Source organism: Yoonia sp. 72, assembly GCF_034652275.1.
GTDB lineage: Bacteria > Pseudomonadota > Alphaproteobacteria > Rhodobacterales > Rhodobacteraceae > Yoonia.
This window is the reverse complement of sequence record NZ_JAXIWG010000002.1, coordinates 432,624-457,584: the sequence shown is the minus strand read 5'-3', so window position 1 is coordinate 457,584 and position 24,961 is coordinate 432,624. Positions and strand designations below refer to the sequence as shown.

25 protein-coding genes and 1 tRNA gene are annotated in these 24,961 nt (G+C 62.5%); 19 read left to right on the top strand and 7 right to left on the bottom strand.

Going from position 1 to position 24,961, the window contains the following annotated elements; genetic code table 11:
• Nucleotides 1-7: 7 nt before the first annotated feature.
• Nucleotides 8-1,249, bottom strand: coding sequence for a polysaccharide biosynthesis/export family protein (locus VCK47_RS10755; protein WP_322891092.1), 1,242 nt, complete (start codon nt 1,247-1,249; stop codon nt 8-10).
• 224 nt (nt 1,250-1,473) lie between these two features.
• On the opposite strand from VCK47_RS10755, the gene VCK47_RS10750 reads away from it, so the two are divergent.
• The 6 genes from VCK47_RS10750 (at nt 1,474) to VCK47_RS10725 (ending at nt 8,914) form a co-directional block, all read left to right on the top strand.
• The gene (locus VCK47_RS10750) at nt 1,474-2,715 is read left to right on the top strand and encodes an oligosaccharide flippase family protein (protein WP_322891091.1); all 1,242 of its coding nucleotides are present in this window, start codon (nt 1,474-1,476) and stop codon (nt 2,713-2,715) included.
• A 3-nt stretch (nt 2,716-2,718) separates the two neighbouring features.
• Nucleotides 2,719-3,648: a glycosyltransferase family 2 protein gene (locus tag VCK47_RS10745; RefSeq protein WP_322891090.1), complete on the top strand. Its 930-nt coding sequence runs from the start codon at nt 2,719-2,721 to the stop codon at nt 3,646-3,648.
• Between the two features lie 356 nt (nt 3,649-4,004).
• A complete protein-coding gene (locus tag VCK47_RS10740) occupies nt 4,005-4,982 on the top strand; it encodes a glycosyltransferase family A protein (protein WP_322891089.1) in 978 nt (325 codons plus the stop codon).
• Nucleotides 4,983-4,998: 16 nt separating this feature from the next.
• Nucleotides 4,999-6,006: a glycosyltransferase family 4 protein gene (locus VCK47_RS10735; RefSeq protein WP_322891088.1), complete on the top strand. Its 1,008-nt coding sequence runs from the start codon at nt 4,999-5,001 to the stop codon at nt 6,004-6,006.
• A 128-nt stretch (nt 6,007-6,134) separates the two neighbouring features.
• Nucleotides 6,135-7,571 carry a hypothetical protein gene (locus tag VCK47_RS10730; RefSeq protein WP_322891087.1) on the top strand — a complete coding sequence of 479 codons (1,437 nt, stop codon included), beginning with the start codon at nt 6,135-6,137 and terminating at the stop codon, nt 7,569-7,571.
• Nucleotides 7,568-8,914 carry an O-antigen ligase domain-containing protein gene (locus VCK47_RS10725; RefSeq protein ID WP_322891086.1) on the top strand — a complete coding sequence of 449 codons (1,347 nt, stop codon included), beginning with the start codon at nt 7,568-7,570 and terminating at the stop codon, nt 8,912-8,914. Before VCK47_RS10730 ends, VCK47_RS10725 begins: the two co-directional genes overlap by 4 nt.
• Nucleotides 8,915-8,968: 54 nt before the next feature.
• Here the strand turns inward: VCK47_RS10725 and VCK47_RS10720 are convergent.
• The 4 genes from VCK47_RS10720 to VCK47_RS10705 all read right to left on the bottom strand — a co-directional run bounded on the left by VCK47_RS10720 (nt 8,969) and on the right by VCK47_RS10705 (nt 12,535).
• A tRNA-Thr gene (locus tag VCK47_RS10720) sits at nt 8,969-9,044 on the bottom strand.
• 44 nt (nt 9,045-9,088) lie between these two features.
• The gene (locus VCK47_RS10715; RefSeq protein WP_322891085.1) at nt 9,089-10,528 is read right to left on the bottom strand and encodes a heme biosynthesis protein HemY; all 1,440 of its coding nucleotides are present in this window, start codon (nt 10,526-10,528) and stop codon (nt 9,089-9,091) included.
• An 11-nt stretch (nt 10,529-10,539) separates the two neighbouring features.
• Nucleotides 10,540-11,733 (bottom strand): hypothetical protein, encoded by a 1,194-nt coding sequence (locus VCK47_RS10710; RefSeq protein WP_322891084.1) that lies wholly within the window; start codon nt 11,731-11,733, stop codon nt 10,540-10,542.
• Between the two features lie 85 nt (nt 11,734-11,818).
• The gene (locus VCK47_RS10705; protein ID WP_322891083.1) at nt 11,819-12,535 is read right to left on the bottom strand and encodes a uroporphyrinogen-III synthase; all 717 of its coding nucleotides are present in this window, start codon (nt 12,533-12,535) and stop codon (nt 11,819-11,821) included.
• A 69-nt stretch (nt 12,536-12,604) separates the two neighbouring features.
• Between VCK47_RS10705 and tsaD the strand changes: the two genes are divergently transcribed.
• Genes tsaD through VCK47_RS10685 form a run of 4 tightly spaced genes read left to right on the top strand, consistent with a single transcriptional unit; the run spans nt 12,605 to nt 15,338 of the window.
• Complete coding sequence (gene tsaD, locus VCK47_RS10700; RefSeq protein ID WP_322891082.1) at nt 12,605-13,687, top strand: tRNA (adenosine(37)-N6)-threonylcarbamoyltransferase complex transferase subunit TsaD; 1,083 nt, start codon at nt 12,605-12,607, stop codon at nt 13,685-13,687.
• On the top strand, nt 13,684-14,646 hold the full coding sequence (locus tag VCK47_RS10695) for an NAD(P)H-dependent glycerol-3-phosphate dehydrogenase (RefSeq protein WP_322891081.1): 963 nt from the start codon (nt 13,684-13,686) through the stop codon (nt 14,644-14,646). Before tsaD ends, VCK47_RS10695 begins: the two co-directional genes overlap by 4 nt.
• The gene (locus tag VCK47_RS10690) at nt 14,647-14,919 is read left to right on the top strand and encodes a YciI family protein (protein ID WP_322891080.1); all 273 of its coding nucleotides are present in this window, start codon (nt 14,647-14,649) and stop codon (nt 14,917-14,919) included.
• Nucleotides 14,919-15,338, top strand: a complete 420-nt coding sequence (locus tag VCK47_RS10685; RefSeq protein ID WP_322891273.1) for an EVE domain-containing protein — start codon at nt 14,919-14,921, stop codon at nt 15,336-15,338. The genes VCK47_RS10690 and VCK47_RS10685 overlap by 1 nt, the downstream gene beginning before the upstream one ends.
• A 166-nt stretch (nt 15,339-15,504) precedes the next feature.
• Here the strand turns inward: VCK47_RS10685 and VCK47_RS10680 are convergent, their stop codons facing one another.
• Nucleotides 15,505-15,846 carry a DUF2853 family protein gene (locus tag VCK47_RS10680; RefSeq protein WP_322891079.1) on the bottom strand — a complete coding sequence of 114 codons (342 nt, stop codon included), beginning with the start codon at nt 15,844-15,846 and terminating at the stop codon, nt 15,505-15,507.
• A gap of 270 nt (nt 15,847-16,116) precedes the next feature.
• Between VCK47_RS10680 and VCK47_RS10675 the strand changes: the two genes are divergently transcribed.
• Complete coding sequence (locus VCK47_RS10675) at nt 16,117-16,683, top strand: outer membrane protein (protein ID WP_322891078.1); 567 nt, start codon at nt 16,117-16,119, stop codon at nt 16,681-16,683.
• Nucleotides 16,684-16,756: 73 nt separating this feature from the next.
• Here VCK47_RS10675 and ahcY read toward each other — a convergent pair whose 3' ends face one another.
• Nucleotides 16,757-18,145: an adenosylhomocysteinase gene (gene ahcY, locus VCK47_RS10670; RefSeq protein WP_322891077.1), complete on the bottom strand. Its 1,389-nt coding sequence runs from the start codon at nt 18,143-18,145 to the stop codon at nt 16,757-16,759.
• A 114-nt stretch (nt 18,146-18,259) separates the two neighbouring features.
• Here ahcY and VCK47_RS10665 point away from each other — a divergent pair, with 114 nt between their 5' ends.
• The 8 genes from VCK47_RS10665 to hpf all read left to right on the top strand — a co-directional run bounded on the left by VCK47_RS10665 (nt 18,260) and on the right by hpf (nt 24,946).
• Complete coding sequence (locus tag VCK47_RS10665; protein WP_322891076.1) at nt 18,260-18,850, top strand: HD family hydrolase; 591 nt, start codon at nt 18,260-18,262, stop codon at nt 18,848-18,850.
• Between the two features lie 87 nt (nt 18,851-18,937).
• Entirely contained in the window at nt 18,938-20,620 is a 1,683-nt protein-coding gene (locus tag VCK47_RS10660) for a putative bifunctional diguanylate cyclase/phosphodiesterase (protein WP_322891075.1), read from the top strand.
• Nucleotides 20,621-20,675: 55 nt separating this feature from the next.
• The gene (locus tag VCK47_RS10655; protein ID WP_322891074.1) at nt 20,676-21,287 is read left to right on the top strand and encodes a ribonuclease D; all 612 of its coding nucleotides are present in this window, start codon (nt 20,676-20,678) and stop codon (nt 21,285-21,287) included.
• Entirely contained in the window at nt 21,287-22,255 is a 969-nt protein-coding gene (locus tag VCK47_RS10650; RefSeq protein WP_322891073.1) for a KpsF/GutQ family sugar-phosphate isomerase, read from the top strand. The genes VCK47_RS10655 and VCK47_RS10650 overlap by 1 nt, the downstream gene beginning before the upstream one ends.
• Before the next feature lie 2 nt (nt 22,256-22,257).
• Entirely contained in the window at nt 22,258-22,857 is a 600-nt protein-coding gene (locus VCK47_RS10645; RefSeq protein ID WP_322891072.1) for a hypothetical protein, read from the top strand.
• 28 nt (nt 22,858-22,885) lie between these two features.
• A complete protein-coding gene (locus VCK47_RS10640) occupies nt 22,886-23,371 on the top strand; it encodes an LptA/OstA family protein (RefSeq protein ID WP_322892281.1) in 486 nt (161 codons plus the stop codon).
• Nucleotides 23,371-24,132, top strand: a complete 762-nt coding sequence (gene lptB, locus VCK47_RS10635) for an LPS export ABC transporter ATP-binding protein (protein WP_322891070.1) — start codon at nt 23,371-23,373, stop codon at nt 24,130-24,132. Before VCK47_RS10640 ends, lptB begins: the two co-directional genes overlap by 1 nt.
• A 238-nt stretch (nt 24,133-24,370) precedes the next feature.
• Nucleotides 24,371-24,946, top strand: coding sequence for a ribosome hibernation-promoting factor, HPF/YfiA family (hpf, locus tag VCK47_RS10630; RefSeq protein WP_322891069.1), 576 nt, complete (start codon nt 24,371-24,373; stop codon nt 24,944-24,946).
• The last annotated feature ends 15 nt before the right edge of the window (nt 24,947-24,961 follow it).

Sequence of the window (24,961 nt, the reverse complement as noted above, 5' to 3'; positions counted from 1 at the left end):
AGCGCGATCAGTTCGCAATCAAGGCTGCGGCACCGACGACACCGACGACACGCGCGGCTTCGCCCAGATTGGTGATGCTGCTGTCATAACAGGCAAGCGCATCGCCGGGCAGCAGCCATGGGTCGTACTGGTCGCGGTCGGCACGGGTGCGCATCTCTTCGATGCGGCGTTCGATCACGACGGAATCCTGCGTCATCGGATTACGCGAAAACAGCGCGGCAGAGCGTGCCGCCGATGTCAGCCGCGCCCCGCCCACGCAATTCGCCGCCACCACCGCCTGCATAAACCGCGTGCCATAAGGTACTTCGCGCGCGTCGCGCCCGATGGCCGACGGCGCATTGCCCGTGGCGGGCTGTGTCAGGTTTGACAGGAACAGCGAAATGCCGGGGGGGCTGATCGGGCTTGGCACCATCAGATCGCTTTGAAAGCAGTTGCGCGAATGGACGATCACCGCATCCTCTGTCAGCAGCGTCACATCGTCAAACGACTGGCCCGTGATCGCGCCGCGCATATCCAGCCAATAGCTGCGCCCGTCCCGTTGCAGTTCCACTGCCGACAGGTCGGCATCGGGACGCACCCCGCCTGCCGCGCGCAGGGCGACCGAAAGGTTGCGGTTTTCACCCGCAGCGCCCAGCGCGGATTGGCGCGCCTGATCTATCTCGTCGCCGCGCGTGCCGCCGATATCGACAGGGCGCGGCTCGAACACGGCGCCTGATACGGCGATCCGCACGGGAGCAAAATCGCGCAGCCGCACAGACAGCCGTGGAGGCTGGGTGTAGAACGCCCCATCGACAAGCGCGCCGGCAATGGCATCCTCGATCTGTTCCACCGTGCGCCCTTGTGCTGCGATCGGCGCAAGGAACGGCAGGCGCAGCATCCCGTCGCGCGAAATCACATAGGCGTCGGTGAAGGTCGCGTCGTCGGCCACGCGGATATCCAGCAGGTCCCCGCGCGACAGCCGTTCCGAAAACAGCGCGGAAGGGGCGGACCCGCCGGATGCACCCGCCAGCGCAGACACGCCCTGCTTACCCAGACGTTCATCACCCATCGCAGGCAGGCACCGCTGCAGGTTCATCACGGTGGACCTGTTCTGGCGCGTGTCTTCGGTCTCGGCGGGCAAATCGCGGTATTCGGCCTGAAAGGCCAGCCCTTCGCGCACGGGTTCGGGATTGTCGGGCGTGCCCGCTGTCCCGCAGGCTGCCAGCGTCAGACCCACCGAAAGACAAAAGGACCGTCCACTTCTACGCATGTCTTTTCAGAAATCCCTGCTGGCCGGTCGTAAGCCGTTCCCTGTCTGGTTGTTTCTAAGCACGCCAAGCCGCCTTGTCCACGAAAGACACCATCCGCCCGCGCACTCTAGCCCGAAGGATAGGCGCGCTATCCGCATATGCTGGCAGTCTGCGCCATCGCGCGGGGGCGGTCAGGCCGACGCACCGTTATACACACAGCAACACCCTGACCGGAGCGCGCCCGATGCTGAGCAGACTGATCCGATCCAGCGGCCCGTTTGCGGGAAACCTGCTGGCCTATGGTACCTCCCAGGTAGCGGCGAAAGCGTCGCGGCTTCTGGTGGTGATCGCGGTGGCGCGCAGTATGGACGCGGCGGCCATCGGGCTGGCGGCGGCGGCGCTGGCGGCGGCAGACATCCTGAAATCACTGACGGAAAACGGGGTCGGTCAACGGATCATCGCCGCCTCTGACACCAGCCTTGCGGCCACCTGCAACACCGCCCACCGCATTTTCTGGGGCTGGGCGCTGGGACTATTCACGCTGCAATTGCTGATCGGGGTGGCAGCTGCCCTGATCTGGGGGGATTGGCTGTTCTTTGCGCTCTTGGCTATTCTAGCGCTGGAATATCTGTTCATGCCCAGCGGGCTGGTGCAGGCGGCACTGGCAATGCGCGCGGGAAGGATGCGCAAGACCGCCGCCATCGCAGGCAGTCAGGTGGTGGGGGCGAATTTCTTTACAGTCGTTCTGGTGCTGCTGTTTCCCGGACCACTTGCGCTGGTGATACCGCGGTTGCTGGCCGCGCCGATCTGGCTGATCGCGATGCGCCGCTTGCATCCTTGGCAGCGGGTGCCGGATGCGGGGGGTATGGCACTACGCTATTTCACCGGATTTGGCCTTGCGGTTCTGGGCGTCGAAATCGTCAAGGCGCTGCGGCTGCATGCCGACAAGCTGGTCATCGGCGCATTGGCAGGGCCAGAGGTTCTGGGCATCTACTTTCTGGCCTTCAATGCGGGGCTGGGGCTGGCCAATTCATTCTCGGTCGCGTTCTCGGTTGTCCTGTTTCCACATCTCGCCCGCGCGGCAGACCGCGAAACGGCGCTGCGCAATGCAGTCATGTTGGCCTTGGGCCTGATTGCGCCGGTCGTCGTGCTGCAGGCCTTGCTGGCGCCGTGGTATGTGCCGATTTTGCTGGGTGCAGATTGGGCGCATATCAGCCCCGTGGTGTCGATCCTGTGTCTGGCGGCGATCCCTGCCGTGCTTTGGTCGGCCACCGCGCAATGGTTGCGCACGCAGAATCGGGCCGGTGCGGAATTCACCGCCACGCTTGTCATGACCACCGCGCTGATCGGCACCACGGCGCTTTTGGCCCCGCACGGCATCGAAGTCATCGCCTGGGGGTATCTGGTTGTTGCCAGCCTGACACAGACCGCCTTTGCCGCCCCTGTCCTGATCGCCGTGTTCCGGCCAAAGCTCTTGAAAGTCTGACCCATGCCCACGCATCCCCTATTTTCAGTAGTGATCCCCTGCTTCAACGCCACCCGCACCCTGCCGCAGACGCTAGCCAGCCTGCAGGCGCAGACCTTTGGCGATTGGGAGGCTCTTTTGGTGGATGACGGGTCGACCGATGCGACCTGCGAAATGATCGCCAAGGCCGCGGCCGCCGACCCACGCCTGCGGCTGCTGCGCAACCCGCGCAAAGGACCCAGCGCCGCACGCAATCATGCGGTGACGCAGGCACGAGGCCAGATCATCGCCTTCTGTGATGCCGACGATCTTTGGGCGCCGCAGAAACTGGCGCAGATGGCGGACTGCTTTGCCGATCCCGGTGTTGACGCGGTCTTCGCCCGCATCGCGTTTTTCCGCGATGAGCCTGCCGATGCGCAGGTCTTTTCCACCGTCCCGCGTGATGCGCTGACGATTGCCACCCTGCTGGGCGAAAACCCCGTCTGCACCATGTCGAACCTGTGCATCCGAAAGGACCGTTTCGTCGCCTCGGGCGGGTTCGACGAAACACTGGTGCATAACGAAGACCTGGAATGGCTGATCCGGCTTGTCGGCTCGGGGATGCGGATCACAGGGCATGACACAACGCTGGTCTGGTACCGCAACAATATCTTCGGGCTTTCGGCGAATTTCGAGGCCATGTGCGCCGGTCGCGCCGCCGCGATCGCGACAGCGCGGCGGTTTGGAGTCACCGTGAACCGCCGCGCCGATGCGGTCTATCTGCGCTATCTGTCGCGCCGCGCCTTGCGGCTGGATGCGGGGCGCATGTTGCCACTGCGCTTTGCGCTCAGAGGTCTGGTTGCCAGCCCCACCGGTTTCTTTTCGGACATCCGCCGAGGCGGGCTGACCCTGCTTGGCGCATTGGCGGCACCTGTGCTGGGCCACCGGATGCGGCAACGGCTTTTCGGTCGCTAGCATTGAGCGGACCTATCCCGATGGATACATTCCTAATCCGATTGTACAAATGACAACGCTTGGCGCCAAAGGTAGATACGGGTCGCAAGAACAGGGATGATGTCGTGTCCTGATAGCCCTCCAAAACAGGGTTATGTGTTCAAGCCGACCAAAAGTCTTGGTCACAGACTTAACGAGTATCCGACCCTCCTTGCCATCGTGGCATGGGGGGTTTTTTCTTGTGACCTTCCTGTCGTCTTGGTCCTATCCTTCGGGATAAAACCCTGCATCCAAAGGGTTTTGCATTATCCCGCCGTGCGCATGACCGCAGCATCCGGTTGCCATATCAGCGATACAGTTACAGTCAGGATATGCCCATGCCGAAGGTTTCGATCGTTGTCCCCGCGTATAACTCTGCGCGCACCCTTGCCGAGACGCTTGCCTCGCTCAGCGCGCAGACCTTTCCCGATTTCGAGATCGTCGTCGTCGATGACGGGTCCACGGATGACACGGCCAAGATCGCGCGCGCGCATGATGATCCCCGGTTGCGGCTGGTCCGCCAGATCAATCGCGGGCTGGCCGGTGCGCGCAACAGCGGGATCGCCCATGCGCGCGGGGTTTATATCGGGTTTTGCGATGCGGACGATCTGTGGATGCCCGACAAACTGGCGGCGCATCTCGCCCATCTGGACGCCAATCCACTGGTCGGGCTGTCCTATGCGGGGTCCGCGCTGATCGACGCCAACTCGGACCCGTTGGGGATGTATCAGCGCCCGCGCCTGGGCGGGATCAGCGCGCAGCACGTGTTCAAGCGCAACCCTGTCGGCAACGGATCGGCGGCCGTGATGCGGCGTGCAGCACTCGAGTCCATCGCATGGCGACCCGCGCAGGAAAAGACGCGCGACTGGTGGTTTGACGAGACGTTCCGCCAGTCCGAGGATGTCGAATGCTGGCTGCGGCTGGCGCTGGGCACCGACTGGATGATCGAAGGCGTGGCCGGTGCGCTGACGCTTTACCGGGTGAACGCGGCAGGATTGTCGGCCAATACCGATGCACAGTTCGCCACATGGGAACGGATGGTGGCGAAGCTGGCACCGCTGTATCCTGATTTCTTTGCCGCCCACGCACCAGCGGCGCGCGCGTATCAGCTGCGGTACCTCAGCCGCCGCGCGATCAGCGCACGAGATGGCCGTGCCGCGTGGCAGTTGGCGCGCCGGTCGCTGCAAGCGTCGTGGCGTCCCTTGCTGGAAGAACCCGCCAAGACAGTCGTAACGCTTGGCGCAGCGGCCGTGCTGCGGGTGTGCGGCCCCGCGCTGGTGAACCGCGCCCAATCGCTCTTGTTGCGCAAAGCCTGATCCGAAGGGGAAAAACATGGCCGACCTTATCATTCTGCACCTGATCGACGATGCCACCCCCGGTGGGGTGATGCGCGTGCTTGAGCACATCCGCGCGCATCCTGATCTGCAATGCGGCATGCGCCACGAGATCCGGCAGGTGCGGCGCGGCAGCCTGTCGGCCCCTGCGCTGCAGGCGGACCTGATCGTGTCGCATCTGGCGATCAGCTGGCGGGGCCTGCCGTTCCTGATGCAGTTGCGCGCCCTGAACGCGCAAACGCCGCTGCTGCATGTCGAACACAGCTACACCGCCAGCTTTGTCGCGCATAAAGTGCCTTCAAAGCTGCGGTTTTTCACACTGTTGCGGACCGCTTACGCGTTGTTCGACCGGATCGCGGCGGTCAGCGCTGCGCAGCGCGACTGGCTGGCCGAACGGGGCCTTGTCGATCGCGCGCGGCTGGAACTGCTGAGGTCTGCCGTTGATGTGATGCCGTTCCTGCGATTGCCCGCGATCAGCCATGTTCCAAAGGTGATCGGCGCGATTGGCAGGCTCGATGCCCAAAAAGGCTTTGATCTGCTGATCGCGGCCTTCCGCGCCAGCACCCGCCCCGATCTGCAACTGCGCATTTATGGCACCGGTGCCGAAGGGGCAGCGCTGCGCCTGTTGGCGGGCGATGATGCGCTGATCACGTTCCATGATCACACCGATGATCCGGTGGCGGCGATGGGCACGATCGACGTGGTCGCCATGCCGTCCCGCTGGGAGGCCTACGGGCTTGTCGCATTGGAAGCGCGGGCCGCAGGGCGCGGGCTGCTGGTGTCGGGTGTTGACGGGTTGGCCGATCACCTGCGCGATGGCGCAACGCGCGTGGACAACACGGTAGCAGCGTGGACAGCTGCACTGGACGGGCTGGGTGCGGGGCTGCTGTCGGGTGTCGCGCAAGCGCGGCTCTGCGCCACGCAAACCCCAGATGCCAGCGTTCGGGCATGGGTGCGCGTGATCGCGGCAATGACGGCCACACGCAGCAAACAGCGCGCGGCTTAACAGCGCGCGGCGGCTATCCCGATGGGTAGCCGCGCATCCGTCGGCGCAAAGGCCTATGCGATAGCGCGGCTCATCGTGGCTTTGTAAAAAGGTTAATCAGCGGTGAACGTCCCAGAAAGACCAAACCGATGACCTTGACCGCCGACTTCACACCGCCAGCCATGCCACGCCGCAGGATCAGCTTTGCGCGGATATTTCGGGGCGGGGCGATCAACGACCTTGGCCGCATGCCGCGCTATCTGGCCATGCTGCTGTTGGGCGTTGGCGCAATCTGGGTGCCAATCACCGGCTATCTGGCGAAATCGCCGCTGCGCTATACCTCGGAGGCATCGCTGATCCTGCCGGGTGCGGGTGCGGGGGCCAGCCTCAATCTGGACCGGATCGGACAGGCAAGTTCGTCCTCGGCCTCGCCTTTCGCCAATACGTCGATCAGCCCGACAGTGACCTATCAACGTCTGCTGGGGGCAGGTCGCATCCTTGATACAGCCGCCGCCTCGGTCGCGATGGAGGCGCGCGATTTCGGCCAGCCACGCATCCGGCTGGTGGACCAGACCGGCCTGATCCGGATCGAGATGGTGGGCAATTCCCCCGAAGATGCGCGCGCGCGCGCGCGCGCGTTGCTTGCCGCCTTCAGCGCCGAGGTGGATGCCCTGCGCCATGATGAAATCGACATGCGCAATATCACAGGGCAAGTCGCCATCGACGATTACCGCGATACGGTGGGCCAGACGCGCGCACGGATATCCGAACTGCAACGCCGCAGCGGTCTGATGTCGATCAACCAATATGACACGCTGGTCGCCAGCACCGAAGCCTTGGCGCAAGAGCTGGGCCTCGCGCGGACACGGCTGAGCGAACGCAGCGAAGCGGTCGCGGCACTGGAACGCGCGCTGGACACCACGCCTTTGCTGGCGGCAGCGGCCTTGCGCCTGCATGCCGACAGCGAATTCGCGGCCATCGTGGCCGAAATGTCCGGCCAAGCGGCGGAAGAGGCGCGGATGGCCGGCCAGTTCGGCCCCAACCACCCGCGCGTGACCGAAGCGCGTGCTGCGCTGGACGCCACCTTGCACCATGCCCGCAGCCGTGCGGCGGCGCTGACGGGGCTGACGGCGGACCAGATCACCCAGCTTGACCTGTCATCGGTCGGCGCAAGGGCGGGTTTGCTGGCACGGCTGGTGGAAACCGACACTGACCGTGCATCCCTTGCCGTCGAGGTGGCAGAAATGGCGGCCCGCGTGACGCAGGCGCAGGCGCGTGTCGCCGGTCTGATTGACGCCGCCGCCGAGCTGGAAGCCTTGCAACGCGATTACGCCGTGGCCGAGGCTGTCTTTGCATCCGCCATGGCGCGGTCGGACACAACACGGACGGATATCTATGTGTCCTACCCGTTGGTGCAGGTGCTGGAAGACCCGTCGCTGCCTGTCGATCCGTCCTCGCCGCGGCGCAAGGTGGCGATCGGGGCGGGGGGGGCTGCGACGCTCTTTCTGATGATCGGGCTGATGATGGGCTGGATGCGCCGCCCGCTGATCGACAAGCTGCTGGCCAAGCCGGATCAGGCGCGATGACCGCGACCCTGCCGATGACGGCCGTGGCCAGCCCCGCGATCCGGCCCATCAACGCGGCCGAGGCTTTGGTCTGGTATCCGCTGGTCTGGACATGGCCTTTCTATGCCATCGGCGCGCTTTACGTGGTGGGTCCGGTGCTGGGCTGGCTCTTGGGCGGGCTTGCGCTGCTTTCGCTCTACCTTGGCCCCGCGATCCGGGCAGACCTGCGGGCGACAGGGGCGGTACCGGGGCTGGTCTGGCTGTGGGCAGCGGGCATGGGCGTAATGCTGGTGGCTCTTTGGGTCGGGCATCTGCAATGGGGCTTTTCGACAGGGGCGATCATCAAATCCAGCATCGGCTGGGCCAAGGGCTGGGCGCTGATCGTGTTGTTCCTGCTGGCAGGCGCAGTCCTGCCGATCCGGCGCAGGATGCTGGTGCGTGCGCAATCCATCCTTGCGCTCTGGACGCTGATCATCACACCGCTGCTGATCCTTGGATATCTTGCAGGGCTGCCACAACAATTGTTCGTGTCGCCTTTGCGCGTGGTTGGCGGGCCGGGCCCCGCCTATTTCGGGGTCTATATCTTCACCTACGACCCGTCGAGCTGGACGCCGCGCTGGCAGTTCTTTGCCCCGTGGTCGCCCTTTGCGGCGCTGCTGGGCGTGATCATGGTGCTTTTCGGCCTTGAAGAGGATCACCGCGGCTGGAAGGCCGTCGCCGTCACGGCGGGCGTTGCCATGATCGTGCTGACGAAATCGCGCATGGGTCTGGTCGGGCTGGTCGCCTGCACATTGGGGCCTCGCCTGCTTTCATTGATGCTGCAAGGCTGGGCGTGGAAAGTCGCGGCCGGTCTGGTCGCATCTTTGGCCGTGTTCGGGACCGCCCTGATGGACGGGATCGCAGGTGGCATTGCCGGTTTCCGTGCGGCACGCGCCGACAGCACGCGGGTGCGCGAAACCCTGCAAAGGATCGCTGCCGAACGCTGGGAAGAGGACGCCTATTGGTGGGGGCACGGCACGGTCCAGCCCGGCCCGCATCTGGTGGAGTTTATGCCCATCGGCAGCCATCACACGTGGTGGGGGCTGTTGTTTGTCAAGGGGATGGTCGGCTTCCTCGCCTATCTTGTGCCTTTTGCCGTCCATGCCATTCGTGTCGCTGTCGATACAGTCTTGCATCCGCGCGGGCGGTTACCGCTAGGGATCATCCTGACGATGCTGTTGCTGAGTTTCGGCGAGAATATCGAGATTCAGGTCTATCTGCTCTGGCCTGCCCTTGTGCTTCTGGGAATACACCTGCGCGAAATGGCTGCAGAGCCTGCGGTAGCACCAGAAGCCGTCTGCGCATGCGACAACGCAAAAATGTGATACTGTGCATCCAAAGCAGGACCGGACAGCATCGGATAGTTTTGGACAGGAAAGTGGTGCCGCTGAAGGGACTCGAACCCCCGACCCCATCATTACGAATGACGTGCTCTACCAGCTGAGCTACAGCGGCCTACCGCGGCGGGACATAGCATCCCGATCCGGCGTCGAAAAGCGCTATTTTGCGCCGTCGTCCGGCACTGTCTCGGCGTCGTCGGGCAAGACCTCTTCCAGTTCGGGCTGTGTCCCGACGATCAGCGGCAGCATCTCGGTTCCCGCGGGCATCGAGACTTCGCCAGGGGGTGGACGTTTCCACGACAAGGTGTCGAAGGCGCTGCAATTGCCGCAGACAGGCCCCCATTGCGGATGGATGTGCTGACAGTTGTCGCAAATCCATTGCGGGCCGCGCGGCGCGGTCAAGGCACGGGTCAGCCAGCCGCGCACGACGAAATCGTCCGCGCCGACACCGCGTTCGATCGCAGCCATCAGCGCAAGGCTGCGGGCGGTCGGATCAGATTCGACCAGATCAGCGATATCGCGGCGCGCAGCCGGAAAATCCTCGGCGGCAATGTGCAGCTCGGCCATCAGCATCTTGGTTTCGGGGTGGTCGGGCGCAGCATTCGTAAGCGCGGCGAACCGTTTGAGCCGCGCCGCTGGCGTCTCGTCCGGCACGATTTCGGCAAAGGCGGTCGCAAGGTCGGGATGCGGCTGCGCGGTCCATGTCTTGACCAGCACACGCGACGCATAACGGGCGTTGCCTTGCGCGATATAGCCGCGTGCGGCCATGACAGCGGCAGGGATCAGGTCGGGCGACAGGCGGTTCGCCTCGATCGCGGCCTCGCGGGCTTCGATGGAGTTGCCGTCGTGCAGAATGTCACGCGCCTCGGACAGGGCCAGCACGGCGTCGCGCCGTTTATGCACGTCGCGCGGCAGGGTGCCGGACTTGAGCTTGGCGCCAAGCGTCTGCCGTGCGCCTTTCCAGTCGGCCTTGTCGGCCTGCAGCCGCAGCAGAATGTCCTGCGTTTCCGCGTGTTTGGGTTTCAGCGTAAAGGCCTTTTGCGCAAGCTTGAGGGCAAGGTCGGTGTCGCCCTCGGCCAGTTTCTGCTTCATGATGCCACGCACACCGACGAAACGGGTGCGGTCATCGGCCAACAGTTTCTTGTAGGTTTCTTCCGCCTTGCGCCGGTCGCCCGTCATTTCGGCGGCCTGTGCGGTCAAAAGGTTCGTCAGTTGCGGCTGGTGCAGATATTTTTCCGCGCGCGCCGCCTTGGTCATCGCCAGATGCCCCTCTCCCGAGGCAAGCGCCATCATGCCTTCGGCCAGCGCCTCGTATCCTTTGCGTTCGCGGTTGCGGTCGAAATAGCGTGAAATCGCGGTCTCGTCGCCATTCAGGAAATGATAGCTGGCCGCCAGAAACGCCAGCAACCGCAGGCCCAGCCAGACCAGTACGACAAGCCCGACCAGCAAGAACACCATGTCCAGCGTGCTGAGCGTGAATTCGATCCCCGCAACGGCAATCGTCGCGCCGCCGTCGACATCGTAAAGCATCGTGGCACCATAGGTCAGCGCGGTGACCGTCAGGATGAAAGCGGTGATTTTTATCAATGACCAGAGCATATATGTCGCTTTCAATTCTCACTGAGGGATGCGGAGAGCGTGTCGATCGCCGCAACAGCATCGGCGCGCGCCTCGGCAAGGGCAAGCCAGTCGGACAATTCCGCGCGCGCCACTTCGGGCAGTTGCGCGATTTCGGCCAGTGTTTCGGCCAGCAGGCCGCCCCGCAAAGCGGCCTGCGCGCGCGACAGCATCGCATCGACATCGTCGCCCTCGCGCGGATTGACCGACCGGACCTGAAACTGGTTGCGCAGGAATGCGCCGACACCGGACGCATCCTCGCCTGCGACACCTTCGGCGCGCGCGGTCGTCAGGGCAGCGCGGGCATAGGCCGGAAAGCTGTCCTGCAAGGCGGCAAGGGTCGGCACACCGTCCTGCACGGCCAGCAAAGCATCAGGCGCAGGTGCGCCCAGCACATCTTCCAGATCGGCAAGTGCAGCGCCCAAAGGTGCGCCGCTTTCGATACCTGTTTGCAGCCGCGCAAGGGCGGCACGTCCGGCAGCCGCACGGGCAGCAGCGGCGGCGTTTTCCTCGATTGCGGCGGCTTCGGCGCGGGCTGTGTCCAGCTCTGTCCTTGCCATATTGGTCAGTTCGGTCAGCTCTGCACGCAGCGCTGCGACATCAGCCTCGAATTCCGCCGTGGCACCGGCGGAGGCTTCGCCCGTGGTACTGCCGACCGGCCTGTTCTCAAGTGCTGCAATGCGCCCTTCGAGTGCTTCGGTCGTTGCGGCAAGATCATCCTGCAGGCCCGTGACCTGCAAGGCGAGATCGGCCAGACCGGATTCGAGAGGCGCCAGATCAACGCTTTGCTGGCCGTTCACCTGTTGCTGGATCGCGGCGATGCTGGCATCTTGCGCAGCCAGCATATCCTGAACATCCATCTGTCCTGACGGGGTTGTCAACGTCGCCACGGCAAACCCGATAGCACCTGCGACCAGCCCGCCCACAAGCATCGGCGCAAATCCGCTCCCTGATCGCACGGTGGCGGCAGGCTCCGGCGCAGGCGGCACGTCCGGTGGGGGTGTCTGCACTGTTGCTTGCGGCGTTTCGGGCGCGGCTGTTGGCGCGTCTGGCACATGCACTTCCGGGGGGATCAGGTCGGCCACTGGTGCTGCGGCAGGCTGCGATTCGTTTGCCGATGGCTTGCCTGCCGCTGGATTTGTCGCTTTGGCGGTGGCTCTGGGCCTTTTGGCAGGTTGTTTGACCATTAAATGCCCTTTTCCATTCCCTGACACACGCGTGGCGGTTGCAGGCAGACTAGCTGACCTATCACCCTTCCTCAAGCAAGGGCCCCTAAGACGCCGGTTCAGCCACCACGCTGAGCCGCTTGAGCGTCGCCGCGATCATCGCATCGGCATCGGGCGTGGCTGCAACGCTCAGACTGCGGACACCGATCGCGGCTGCGGCACTTTGCACGGCCGTGCTGATCACGATCAGATGCACCGGTGCCGAAAACGGACTTTGCCCTTCCAGAATTGTGGCCGTGCGCGGGGAAAACAAGGGTAGGATCACCGGAGTATCCCCCTGCAACGCATCAAAGGCATCATCGGTCAGCGATTGGGCGATCTGGTCATATGCGATCACGTCGCTGCAAGCGATCCCCGCACCTGTCAGCCGTTCACAAATGCCACCGCGCGTATGCACGCCATGCAGATGTACAAGCGGACCCTGCGGGCGGCGTCCGATGATCTTGTCCGCAAGGCGCGCGGCGTCGCCCGGCCCTGCGATGGCGTCAAAACCAGCCTCGGCGGCGAGTTGCGCGGTCTTTTCACCCACGCACCATGCCGGCAGACCGCGCGGCAAATCCGCCATGCGCGAAGCTGCGACACCATGGGCAGAGGTAAAGATAACACCCTTGACCTGTGTCAGATCGGCAGTGACGGGCACGGGCACAATCTGCAAGAGCGGTGACAAGATGATCCGCAGCGCCCCCGCCCATCGCGCCGCGATCTCGGCAGCGAACGCCTCGGCCTGCGGGGCCGGACGGGTCAGGATCAGCACAGGTGTCATCGGGATCCCATTGTTTGCAGTCGGGTGCAGTGTTACCTGCGTCGGGCAAACACGCAACAGGATCAATGCATGGCACGCGCGCTGACCGTTCTTGGCATCGAAAGCAGCTGCGACGATACAGCCGCCGCCGTGGTGCGCGGGCATGACGTGCTGTCCTCCGTGGTTTACGGCCAGACCGCGCTGCACGCCGATTTCGGCGGTGTCGTCCCCGAGGTCGCGGCCCGCGCCCATGCCGAAAAGCTGGATCATTGCGTCGAGGAGGCTTTGGCCGTCGCGGGCCTGCGCCTTGCCGATCTGGACGCCATCGCCGTCACGGCTGGCCCCGGCCTGATCGGCGGGGTGCTGTCCGGCGTCATGTGCGCCAAAGGGCTGGCGGCGGCAACTGGCCTGCCACTGATCGGCGTGAACCATCTGGCTGGGCATGCCCTGACGCCGCGCCTGACGGACCGCGTCGCCTATCCCTATCTGATGCTGCTGGTGTCGGGCGGGCATTGCCAGTTCCTGATCGTCGCGGGACCGGATGACTACCACCGTCTGGGCGGCACCATCGACGACGCGCCGGGCGAAGCCTTCGATAAGACCGCGCGTATCCTTGGCCTGTCACAGCCCGGAGGACCTGCGGTTGAAACCGCCGGAGCGGATGGAGATCCGCGCGCGTTCGACCTGCCGCGCCCCTTGCTGAACCAGCCGGGTTGCGACATGTCGTTTTCCGGCCTCAAAACCGCGATGCTGCGCGCGCGCGACGGGGTGGTCGCCGCCAAGGGCGGGCTGACGCGACAGGATCAGGCGGATCTGAGCGCGTCTTTCCAAGCGGCCATCGCCGATGTGCTGGTCGAAAAAACGCGCCGTGCGCTGGCGGTCTATCTGGCGATGAACCCTGCGCACCCTTGCTTTGCCATCGCGGGCGGGGTCGCTGCAAACCAGACGATCAGAGGCCGGTTGATGCAGCTTTGCGCTGGATTAGACACTGATTTCGTCGCACCGCCCTTGGCGCTGTGCACCGACAATGCCGCCATGATCGCCTATGCGGGGGCAGAACTGCTGGCCCTCGGGCAGCGCGATGATCTGACCCTGTCGGCCCGCCCGCGCTGGCCTTTGGACAAAACAGCCGCCCCGATGCTGGGGTCCGGCAAGAAAGGGGCCAAGGCATGACCATCGGGATTGCAGGCGGTGGGGCCTTTGGCACGGCGTTGGGCGTGGCGCTGGCACGCGACGGGCGCGATGTGCAGCTTTGGGCACGGGACGCGGCGGCGGTGACGCTCATGCAAAGTGGCCGCGAAAATGCGCGGTTGCCGGGCGTCACGCTGCCGGACAATATCACGATTTCCGCAGCGTTAGAGCCTCTTTTTGCCTGTGACACCCTGCTTTTGGCGATCCCTGCGCAAGCGCTGACCCCGTTTTTGCAAGCGCATGGCGCGCAGCTGTCAGGCAAAGCACTGGTCGCCTGCTGCAAGGGCATCGACCTTGGCCGCATGACCGGACCCGCCAGCACGATCCGCGATCTGGTGCCTGATGCGCAGGCCGCGATCCTGACCGGACCCAGCTTTGCCGCCGATATCGCGCGCGGCTTGCCTACGGCGCTGACGATCGCCTGTGCGGATGACGTCACGGGTGCCGCACTGCAGCATCTGCTATCCACCCCGACCCTGCGGCTGTACCGCACGACCGACGTGACCGGCGCGGAGTTGGGTGGCGCGTTGAAGAACGTGATGGCCATTGCGGCAGGCGTCACGATTGGCGCAGGGTTGGGCGACAGCGCGCGTGCCGCCCTCATCACGCGCGGGTTTGCGGAAATGCAGCGGCTGGTCATCCAGCTTGGCGGACAAAGTGACACGCTTGCCGGACTATCCGGCCTTGGTGATCTGGTGCTGACCTGCACGTCCGACCAGTCGCGCAATTACCGCTACGGGATGGCGCTGGGGGCTGGGCGGGATTTCGACGCCGGCACCACCGTCGAAGGTGCCGCCACCGCCCGCGCGCTGCGCCAGCTGGCGCTTGATCTGGACATCGACCTGCCGATATGCACGGTTGTCGCTGACCTGACGACAGGTCGGACCGATGTGAAAACCGCGCTGCACGCCCTGCTGTCGCGCCCCTTGAAAGAAGAATAGATGCGTTTCGCCCTGCTTGCCAAAGACAAACCCGGTGCCCTGCAAACCCGGATGGACAACCGCGAGGCGCATCTGGCCTATGTCGCCGAAACCGGCGTTGTCGAGATGGCGGGGCCACTTCTGGATGCGGACGGGCAGATGTGCGGGTCACTGATCGTTCTGGAATTGCCCGACCTTGCCGCAGCGCAGGATTGGGCCGCCAATGACCCCTATGCCAAGGCGGGCCTGTTCGGGGATGTCACGCTGAGCGCATGGAAAAAGGTCATCGGATGATGGCCTATTGGCTGTTCAAATCCGAACCCGATGTCTGGGGCTGGGACCATCAGACAGCCAAAGGGGCCGCGGGCGAGGAATGGGGCGGCGTGCGCAACTATCAGGCGCGCAACAATATGCGTGCGATGAAAATCGGGGATCTGGGGTTTTTTTACCATTCACGCAGCGGATTGGAGATAGTCGGCATCGTCGAGGTCTGCGCCGAAAGCCACCCCGACAGCACGAGCGATGATGTGCGGTGGGATTGCGTCGATATCCGGGCGGTGCGGCCGTTCACCAAGCCTGTCACGCTGGACCAGATCAAGCAAAACCCGCGACTGTCGGACATGGTGCTGGTAAACAATTCGCGCCTGTCGGTGCAGCCCGTGACCCCAGAGCAGTGGCAAATCATCTGCGAGATGGGCGAAACCCAACCCTGAGCCATGAAAAAGAGGGTCCGGCACACGCCGAACCCTCTTTCACCCCGCGTGCTCCCTGGCCACCACACGCAATCGAATTTCAGGTCCGGCCATACTAGCCTGACCTGAAGGTAACACGATCCGGCGGCATTACCAAAAGCAATGCGCTAACATTTTAACTCGAATTTTAAGCGTAGACGGCTTCTTTGCCGAAATGCTTGGTCAGCATATAATAGACCACAGCGCGATACTTGTTGCGTTCCGACTGGCCATAGGTGGTCAGGACGGCACTGATCGCGGTGTCAAGCTCGGGGCTGTCCTTCAGACCCAGCTTCTTGATCAGGAAATTGTTTTTCACGGTTTCAATCTCTGCGGGTTGCGACGCGGCAACAGTGGATGCATCCGCATTATAGATCGCAGGACCGCAGCCGATGGTCACCTTGGTCAGCAAGGCCATGTCAGGCGTCATGCCGCATTTGTTCTTGAGGTCGTCCGCGTATTTCGCAATCAGATCGTCTCTTTTACCCATGAGATTGTCCCCCGTGTGTGTTCACTTGTTAAAATGCGTTGGCCCCACGCCACGCTGGAGGCACGTTAAGGTGGCTTGACGCAATCGGTAAAGAAAAAAGGCGCTGGAAGAGAAACATTCCGCGATCCCCCCGTCCAGCGCGACCGATGACCCCCAAACGGCCCGCAAGGCGGCCATCACGAAAACGCGAGCGTGCGAAACTCGGCCGGTTGTGCCCGCGTGTCTGCCTCGTTGGCGCAGGTCGCGCCAGGTGCAACACGAGGATTGAACATGACAGTGAATAAAATACTGGCCGTCGCTGCGATCGCCCTGACCCCCGCTGCCAGCATGGCGCAGGATTGGACCGGCGCTTATGGCGGGATCAGCTTTGGTGGGTCGGATATCGAGGCCACAGTCAAACCATTGGATGACCTCAAGCTGCCCGGCGATGGCAGTTCGACGGGTCTGTTTGCGGGCTACAACTATCAGGTCGGCGGCATCGTCTATGGTGCGGAATTCGATTTTGACGCGACGAACTACAATGTCTCTGACTTGGTGCTGGTGGAATCGACAGCACGGCTCAAGGCGCGGATCGGTGCGCCTGTCGGCAACGGTCTGGTTTACGGCGTCGCGGGTGTCGTCGGGGCCTCGACCAATTCCGTCCTGCCCGACGGGCTGGGCCCTGTCAGCAATTTCGCGGTCGAGGACGGTGTCGGCTATCTGATCGGGGCAGGCTATGATATGAAATTTGGTGACAATCTGCTGGCCGGTGCCGAAGTTCTTTACCACGAATTCGATGATGACGCGCTGAACGTCGAGGTCACGACACTGCGTCTGCGGGTCGGCTATACATTCTGACCGCTGGTATCTTTGACCCAGACAGCAGAAAGCCGCCGCCCCGGATGGAGCGGCGGCTTTTTAGTGACCGCGCTCAGTAGCGGTAATGTTCCGGCTTGAACGGCCCTTCGACGGTGACGCCGATGTAATCCGCCTGATCCTTGCGCAGTTCGGTCAGCTTCACGCCGATCCGCTTGAGGTGTAGGCGCGCGACCTTTTCGTCCAGCGCCTTGGGCAGGATATAGACGCCGGGCTGGTAGTCTTCGCCCTTGGTCCACAGTTCGATCTGCGCCAGCACCTGATTGGTGAACGACGCCGACATCACAAACGACGGATGGCCGGTCGCGTTGCCAAGGTTCAGCAGACGCCCTTCGGACAACAGGATCAAGCGGTTGCCGGACGGCATCTCGATCATGTCGACCTGTTCTTTGATGTTCGTCCACTTGTGGTTTTTCAACGCGGCGACCTGAATTTCGTTGTCGAAATGGCCGATATTACCCACAATCGCCATATCCTTCATCTCGCGCATATGCTCGATCCGGATCACGTCACGGTTGCCGGTGGTGGTGATAAAGATGTCGGCGCTGTCGACCACATCCTCCAGCAGCACGACCTCGAACCCGTCCATCGCGGCTTGCAGCGCGCAGATCGGATCGACCTCGGTCACCTTGACGCGGGCACCGGCCCCTTGCAGCGATGCGGCAGAGCCTTTGCCCACATCGCCGTAGCCGCAAACGACAGCAACCTTGCCAGCCATCATCGTGTCGGTGGCGCGGCGGATACCGTCGACCAGCGATTCCTTGCAGCCGTATTTGTTGTCGAACTTCGACTTGGTCACGCTGTCGTTCACGTTGATCGCAGGGAAGGGCAGCTGCCCTTTCTTGTGCAAATCATACAGGCGATGCACGCCGGTCGTTGTTTCCTCGGACACGCCCTTGATCGCGTCGCGGGTTTTGGTGAACCAGCCGGGGCTTTGCGCCATACGCTTCTTGATCTGGGCCTTGATGACCTCTTCTTCCTCGGACTGGGGAACGGGGATGATTTCCTCGCCCGCTTCGGCGCGCGCGCCAAGCAGGACGTAAAGCGTCGCATCGCCGCCATCATCAAGGATCATGTTCGCGCCTTCGGGGAACTGGAAGGATTTATCGAGATAGTCCCAATGCTCTTCCAGCGTCTGGCCCTTGATCGCAAACACGGGCGTGCCACCGGCGGCAATCGCAGCAGCGGCATGGTCCTGCGTGGAAAAGATGTTGCACGACGCCCAGCGCACATCGGCGCCAAGGGCGGTCAGAGTTTCGATCAGCACGGCGGTCTGGATCGTCATGTGGAGCGATCCGACGATGCGTGCACCGGACAGCGGTTTCGCCGCGCCATATTCTTCGCGCAGTGCCATCAGGCCCGGCATTTCGGTTTCGGCGATATCCAGTTCCTTGCGGCCATAGGCGGCCAGCGCGATATCCTTGACGATGTAATCCAGCGACATGCGATCTCTCTCATATAAAATGGTTGGCGGTCCCATAGCATCGCGACCGGGTTGCCACAATCCGAAGTCGCGTATTATGCAGAACGCTCAATATTCAATTAAGGCGCAACGGCGATGAAGCAACCAAGAGCATGGCAACGGATGTTGTCGGGGCGCAGGCTTGACCTGCTGGACCCCACGCCGATGGATATCGAAATCGGCGATATCGCCCATGGGCTTGCGTTTGTCGCGCGCTGGAACGGGCAGACGAAGGGTGATTTCGCCTATACTGTGGCCGAACATTCGCTGCTGGTGACCGATATCTTCATCCAGCAGAACCCCAAAGCCGATCCGCGCTGGCATCTGGCCGCCCTGCTGCATGACGCGCCCGAATATGTGATCGGCGACATGATCAGCCCGGTCAAGGCAGCCGTTGGCCCCGGCTACGGCGCATTGGACGAACGCCTGACGGCCGCGATCCACCTGCGGTTCGGGCTGCCCGCGCAACTACCGGTCCAGATAAAGCGCCAGATCAAGAAGGCCGACAAACTGTCCGCATGGCTGGAGGCGGTGCAGATCGCCGGTTTTTCCCGCGCCGAGGCGGACAGATTCTTTGGCAAACAGGATGCGGGTTTGCTGACAGCCTTTGCAATCCGCCTGCGACCGCCAATGGAAGTGCGCGACGACTATACCAACCGCTGCCACGATCTGATGAAGGCGCTGTGATCACCCGATCGCATTTCCGCTAAACGCTAGCTTAATCAAATTCGATCAGATTGACCCGACCAAACCCGCGGGATTCGTCGGATGATCATGTTTCAGCACGTTTCGAACCACCTTAAGGCACGCCTGACGCGCGTCAGCCCCGACCGGCTTTGGCTGCACTATGTTCTGGCGCTGATAATCATTCTGGGCCTGCTCGTGATCATGTCGATCGTCAACCAGCAGATTTTCGCGCGCAGTGCCGTCGCCGCCACAGCCGAGGAAATGACCCATCTGCGCCAGATGCAATGGCTGATCCTTGGCGCAGCGATGCTGGTCTTGCTGGCAGAAGCGACATTCATTTTCTATCCCGCGCATCTGGCCGTGCAGGCCCATATCCGCATGTTGCAGGACCAGACCGCATGCCTGCTGGATTCAAAACGCGAACTTGAACAGGCGAATGTGCAATTGTTGCATCTGACAAACCACGATGTTCTGACCGGATTGCCCAACCGCGGCCGCCTGATCGCATTCATGGCAGAAAGTTTCGCACACGGAACGGCGGCGGATCAGACATTCCTGTTCATCGGGTTGGACGGGTTCAAGTCGATCAACGACTCTGCCGGACACGAAAGCGGCGATGCCTTGCTGATCGCGGTCGGCAAGGCACTGCGCGGCTGCGTGGATGATGACCAGATCGTCGCCCGGATCGGCGGCGATGAATTCGCTATGATGACCAACGAACCGCCCGCGCCGATGCTGCGTCGCGTGATGGCCGCTCTTGCCGATCCGTTCGAGGTGTGCGGCAGACGCCTGAAAATCCGGGCCAGTATCGGATTTCTGGTGATGGAAAAAGACCGGGCCGATCCCTTGGATGTGCTTGCCGATGCGGCAATGGCGCTTCAGGTCGCCAAAAACGAAGGCGGGAACCGCGCCCGACAATTCACACCCGCACTGCGCGCAACGGCAGGCCAGCTCCAGCGGCTGCAGATGGAAGTGCCCGATGCCATTCGAAATGGCGAACTGGAACCCTGGTTTCAACCGCAGATCCGCCTGATCGACGGGGCGCTGCACGGGGTCGAGGTGCTGGCAAGGTGGCGGCATCCGACGCGTGGATTGTTGACGCCAGACAGGTTTCTGTCGGCGGTAGAAAGGGCGGGTATGACCATCGAGATGGATCATGCGATCTGGCAGGCGGCGATGGCGCAGGCCATGAAATGGCAGACAGAGGGCATCTGGCATCCGGTCCTGTCGCTGAACGCGGCCCCTGAAACGATCGCCGACCCCTTCCTGATCGAACGCTTCTTGCTGGGGTTGCGCAATTCCGGTCTGCGCCCCGATCAGGTGATCGTCGAGGTGCTGGAAAACACGTTGATCGACGGTGCAGGCGACATGGCCGCCATCAATATCGATAGCCTTTCCGAATGCGGGATCGCGCTGGAACTGGACGATTTCGGTACAGGCTACGCGTCACTTTGCCGTCTGACGCAATTGCCGCTTTCTGGGATCAAGCTGGACAAATCGCTGATCGCCCCGTTGCCGGACCAAGGGGCCGACAGCGTCGTGCGCGCGATTCTGGCATTGACGGCGGAACTGGGCCTGCATGTCATCGCCGAAGGGATCGAAGAGACCGGACAGGCACAGCACCTGCTTGACCGTGGCTGCGCGGTTGGCCAAGGCTACGGTTTCGCAAGACCGATGCCGCCGAAAGACTTCGAGCTTTGGCTTTGCCTGCATGCAGATAGCCCCATCACGATTGCCGATCATAGGCTGGCTTTGGTCAACGAAGCTTGAGCATTGCGGGCATTCTGCGTATCTGGAACGGCGAAACCCGTTGATTGGAACACAGATGGCCAACTTTCTTTATCACAACGATCTGCCCGACGGGCTGGACCTGGGGCCGGTTGTTGCGATCGATTGCGAAACGATGGGACTGAACCCGCATCGTGACCGGCTGTGCCTGATCCAGATGTCAGGCGGTGACGGCGATTGCCACCTTGTGCAGGTCAGCAAGGGGCAGACCGGCGCGCCGAACCTGTGCGCCATGCTGACCAACCCTGACGTGCTCAAGCTGTTCCACTTTGGCCGGTTCGACATCGCGGCGCTGCTGAACGCCTTCGGTGTCGTCACCGCCCCCGTCTATTGCACCAAGATCGCGTCCAAGCTGGTGCGCACCTATACCGACCGGCACGGGCTGAAGGTTCTGTTGCAGGATATGCTGGGCATCGACATTTCCAAGCATCAACAGCAAAGCGACTGGGGCGCACCGAAACTGACGCCAGCGCAGCTGGATTATGCCGCCTCTGACGTGCTGTATCTGCACCAGCTCAAGGCTGCTTTCGATGTCCTGTTGCAACGCGAGGACCGGACAGCCATCGCGCAGGCTTGTTTCGACTTCTTGCCGACGCGCGCGGCACTCGATCTGAACGGCTGGCCCGAAACCGATATCTTTACACATTGATGGCCGATCCAGTCCCCTTTCTGTCCACCGCACGCCGGGTCATCCTGCAAGAGGCGGACGCGCTGCGCGCGCTGTCATCCACACTCGACCACAGCTTTGGCGATGCCGTCACCCTTTTGCTGAACGCCAAGGGCCGCGTGATCGTGTCCGGCATGGGCAAATCGGGGCATATCGCACGCAAGATCGCGGCAACCTTTGCCAGCACCGGCACCCCCGCCCATTTCGTCCACCCCGCCGAGGCGAGCCATGGCGATCTGGGCATGATGACGCGTGGCGATGTCGTGCTGGTATTGTCGAATTCGGGTGAAACCCCCGAACTGGCTGATCTTGTGGCCTATACCCGCCGTTTTGGTATCCCGATGATCGGTGTCGCCAGCCGCGCCGAAAGCACGCTGATCCAGCAAGCCGATGTCGGGATCGTGCTGCCGCAACTGGGCGAGGCCTGCGGTCGCGGGATCGTACCGACGATTTCAACAACGATGACACTGGCGCTGGGCGATGCGCTGGCCATCGCGTTGATGGAACACCGCGCCTTTACGCCCGAAAACTTCCGCGACTTCCATCCGGGCGGCAAGCTGGGCGCGCAACTGTCCAAGGTCGCGGACCTGATGCACCGCGATGACGCGATCCCGCTGGTGCGCGTGAACACGCCAATGTCCGATGTCCTGCTGGTGATTACCCAGAAAGGGTTCGGCGTTGCGGGCGTGCTGGGCGATGACGGCACGCTGGTCGGGATCGTCACGGACGGCGACCTGCGCCGCCACATGCGCGGATTGCTGGATCACACCGCGGGCGAAGTGATGACAGTCAACCCTACAACTGTATCGCCTCATGCCCTTGCCGAAGAGGCCGTCAACATCATGAATACCCGCAAGATCACCTGCCTGTTTGCGCTGGATCCCGCCAATCCGGGGCAGGTCGCGGGGATTTTGCATATCCATGACTGCCTGCGCGCTGGTATCATCTGACCATGGGCAGTGGCGACAATCTGTATTCGCAATGGGTCGGCTGGGCCAAAATCCTGTTGCCGCTCAGCGGGCTTGCGCTGTTGTCGACATTGTTCCTGTTTGCCCGCGGCCCCAGTGACGGGACCGATATTTCCCTTGCACGGGTGGTGGAACTCGCGCGCGAGCAGCAGGTGTCGGCGCCCGAATTCTCGGGCGTCACCGATGCGGGTGCGGTCGTCGTGATCACTGCGCGCAGCGCGCGTCCTGTGCCGGACCAGCCCGACACTGCCGGCGTCGATGACCTGCGCATGCGGATGAATAACCCCGGCGGCAGCACGCTTGATGTGACAGGTGTCGTAGGGGAAATCGACGGGCGCGCGCGGACCGCACGGTTTTCCGGCCTTGTGCGGCTTCAGACTTCGACTGGCTACACGATGGAGACAGGCGGCCTGACCGTCACGCTGGATACGGGCACGGCCGTGTCGGACGGATTGTTGGAAATCCGCGCACCCATGGGAAATCTGACTGCAGGACAGGTGACATTCCGGTACGACAGCACCAATACTCGACATCAGATGCTGTTTACCGACGGGGTCCGGCTGATATACACCCCCCAAGGGTAGGGCACCCGTAGCAAAGGATATACGCCAAGTGTTTCGTTTTTCCGTCCTCTGCACGACCCTTTTGATGTTTGTCACGGGGGCCGCCGGCGCCCAGACCCGGATCGATCTGGGCAATATGGTCGTTGATCCCGATGCCGCGATCGAGGTGACATCGCAGACGTTGTCGGTCGATCAGGACACCGGCATCGCGGTATTCGAAGGCGAGGTTCTGATCATTCAGGGCGAATTGCGGATGTCGGCGGCACGGGTCGAAGTGGTCTATGGCAGCGATACCAATGAAATTGCGCGGTTGGTCGCCACTGGCGATGTGCTGCTTGCAAACGCGCAGGACGCAGCCGAAGCCGACACCGCTGATTACGATATCACCACCGGCCTGCTGACACTGACCGGCGACGTGTTGGTCAGCCAAGGCGAAACCGTGATTTCGGCCGAAAGCATGGTCGTCAACGTGACCGATGGCACGGCGACGATTCAGGGGCGCGTGCGGACCGTGCTGCAACAGGGCGGCAACTGATGGCGCCGCCGCCCAACCTGACCGTGCAAGCGGGCGATGTCGGGCTACAGATCATCAGCCTGCGCAAAAGCTATCGCAAACGTCCGGTAATCCGCGACGTGTCGATCAGCTTGGGCCGGGGCGAGGTTGTCGCACTGCTGGGGCCGAACGGTTCGGGCAAGACAACCTGTTTTTATGCGATTGCGGGCCTTGTGACGCCCGAGGGTGGCAAGGTCATCATCGACGGGCGCGATGTCACGACCCTGCCAATGTACCGGCGCGCGCAGCTTGGCATCGGGTATCTGCCGCAGGAAATGTCGATTTTTCGCGGCATGTCGGTCGAGGACAATATCATGTCGATCCTCGAAATCGCGGTGAAAGACCGGCACCAGCGCCGCGAACGGCTTGAAACGCTGCTGTCGGAATTCTCGATCGAACATTTGCGGCGCGCCTCGGCCATGGCACTATCGGGTGGCGAACGGCGGCGGGTCGAAATCGCGCGCTGCCTTGCGGCAGGGCCGAAATATGTTCTGCTGGACGAACCTTTCGCGGGGGTTGACCCAATCGCAGTTGCCGAAATCCGGCATCTTGTTGCCGATCTCAAGAACCGCGGCATCGGCGTGCTGATCACCGACCACAATGTGCAGGAAACGCTGCAGATCGTGGACCGCGCCTATATCTTGCATGATGGCAAGGTGTTGATGAGCGGGACGACACAAGACGTGGTGCAGGACGAAAACGTCCGGCGCGTCTATCTGGGAAACAACTTCCGCGTGAATTGATTCTTTTGGCCGGTCGCTGACAGGATCATTGACAAGCCGTCCGGTTTTGCCGCCAAATATAGGGGATGACTGGCCTTTGTTCATTCCCCGCAGACGTGCTGACACAGCAGTCAGCCTGCTGGAAAAAACTTTTTGCGCGCAAACGGTTAACATCACCTTCTGACACAGCGCGATCCGCTTGCGGCGCTTTGGCGACGACCGCCTGCGCGCCTGCAAGCCCCAGACCCTAGGAGACATCATGCGGTACCAAATCAGCGGAAAACAGATCGACATCGGCGAGGCCCTGCAAACCCATGTCCGCACGGAACTGGACGCCATTCTGAGCAAATACGCTGGTCGGCCCACCGAAGCCTATGTCGTCTTTTCCAAGTCGGGTCATGAAAACGTCTGCGAGGCGGTGGTGCACCTGTCCACCGGTCTGACCGCGCAGGCGACCGGCAAAGCCACTGAAATCTATGCCGCTTTCGACAGCTGCGGCGAGAAGATGGACAAGCAGCTGCGCCGCTATAAACGCCGCCTGAAAGATCATCATGCCGGTCGTTCGACCCCGGTTGAACTTTCGGATGCAGGGTCCTATATCCTCGCACCAAGTGACGAGTCCGAAGAAGGCAGCAACGACACCGTCAACGCGATGATCATCGCCGAGATGGAGACCAAGATCCCGTCTTTGTCCGTGGGCGAGGCGGTGATGCAGATGGAAATCGCAAACGCGCCAGTCCTGGTTTTCAGAAACGAGAAACATAGCGGCGTAAACGTCGTTTACAGAAGAGACGATGGCAACATCGGATGGATCGACCCGCGCGCTGCCGGTTGATCCTGCGCAGAACAA

Bases quoted from the DNA above. Each gene is read 5' to 3' on its own strand.
- VCK47_RS10755 (WP_322891092.1), bottom strand. From the start codon at position 1,249: ATGCGTAGAAGTGGACGGTCCTTTTGTCTTTCGGTGGGTCTGACGCTG.
- VCK47_RS10750 (WP_322891091.1), top strand. From the start codon at position 1,474: ATGCTGAGCAGACTGATCCGATCCAGCGGCCCGTTTGCGGGAAACCTG.
- VCK47_RS10745 (WP_322891090.1), top strand. From the start codon at position 2,719: ATGCCCACGCATCCCCTATTTTCAGTAGTGATCCCCTGCTTCAACGCC.
- VCK47_RS10740 (WP_322891089.1), top strand. From the start codon at position 4,005: ATGCCGAAGGTTTCGATCGTTGTCCCCGCGTATAACTCTGCGCGCACC.
- VCK47_RS10735 (WP_322891088.1), top strand. From the start codon at position 4,999: ATGGCCGACCTTATCATTCTGCACCTGATCGACGATGCCACCCCCGGT.
- VCK47_RS10730 (WP_322891087.1), top strand. From the start codon at position 6,135: ATGACCTTGACCGCCGACTTCACACCGCCAGCCATGCCACGCCGCAGG.
- VCK47_RS10725 (WP_322891086.1), top strand. From the start codon at position 7,568: ATGACCGCGACCCTGCCGATGACGGCCGTGGCCAGCCCCGCGATCCGG.
- VCK47_RS10715 (WP_322891085.1), bottom strand. From the start codon at position 10,528: ATGCTCTGGTCATTGATAAAAATCACCGCTTTCATCCTGACGGTCACC.
- VCK47_RS10710 (WP_322891084.1), bottom strand. From the start codon at position 11,733: ATGGTCAAACAACCTGCCAAAAGGCCCAGAGCCACCGCCAAAGCGACA.
- VCK47_RS10705 (WP_322891083.1), bottom strand. From the start codon at position 12,535: ATGACACCTGTGCTGATCCTGACCCGTCCGGCCCCGCAGGCCGAGGCG.
- tsaD (WP_322891082.1), top strand. From the start codon at position 12,605: ATGGCACGCGCGCTGACCGTTCTTGGCATCGAAAGCAGCTGCGACGAT.
- VCK47_RS10695 (WP_322891081.1), top strand. From the start codon at position 13,684: ATGACCATCGGGATTGCAGGCGGTGGGGCCTTTGGCACGGCGTTGGGC.
- VCK47_RS10690 (WP_322891080.1), top strand. From the start codon at position 14,647: ATGCGTTTCGCCCTGCTTGCCAAAGACAAACCCGGTGCCCTGCAAACC.
- VCK47_RS10685 (WP_322891273.1), top strand. From the start codon at position 14,919: ATGGCCTATTGGCTGTTCAAATCCGAACCCGATGTCTGGGGCTGGGAC.
- VCK47_RS10680 (WP_322891079.1), bottom strand. From the start codon at position 15,846: ATGGGTAAAAGAGACGATCTGATTGCGAAATACGCGGACGACCTCAAG.
- VCK47_RS10675 (WP_322891078.1), top strand. From the start codon at position 16,117: ATGACAGTGAATAAAATACTGGCCGTCGCTGCGATCGCCCTGACCCCC.
- ahcY (WP_322891077.1), bottom strand. From the start codon at position 18,145: ATGTCGCTGGATTACATCGTCAAGGATATCGCGCTGGCCGCCTATGGC.
- VCK47_RS10665 (WP_322891076.1), top strand. From the start codon at position 18,260: ATGAAGCAACCAAGAGCATGGCAACGGATGTTGTCGGGGCGCAGGCTT.
- VCK47_RS10660 (WP_322891075.1), top strand. From the start codon at position 18,938: ATGTTTCAGCACGTTTCGAACCACCTTAAGGCACGCCTGACGCGCGTC.
- VCK47_RS10655 (WP_322891074.1), top strand. From the start codon at position 20,676: ATGGCCAACTTTCTTTATCACAACGATCTGCCCGACGGGCTGGACCTG.
- VCK47_RS10650 (WP_322891073.1), top strand. From the start codon at position 21,287: ATGGCCGATCCAGTCCCCTTTCTGTCCACCGCACGCCGGGTCATCCTG.
- VCK47_RS10645 (WP_322891072.1), top strand. From the start codon at position 22,258: ATGGGCAGTGGCGACAATCTGTATTCGCAATGGGTCGGCTGGGCCAAA.
- lptB (WP_322891070.1), top strand. From the start codon at position 23,371: ATGGCGCCGCCGCCCAACCTGACCGTGCAAGCGGGCGATGTCGGGCTA.
- hpf (WP_322891069.1), top strand. From the start codon at position 24,371: ATGCGGTACCAAATCAGCGGAAAACAGATCGACATCGGCGAGGCCCTG.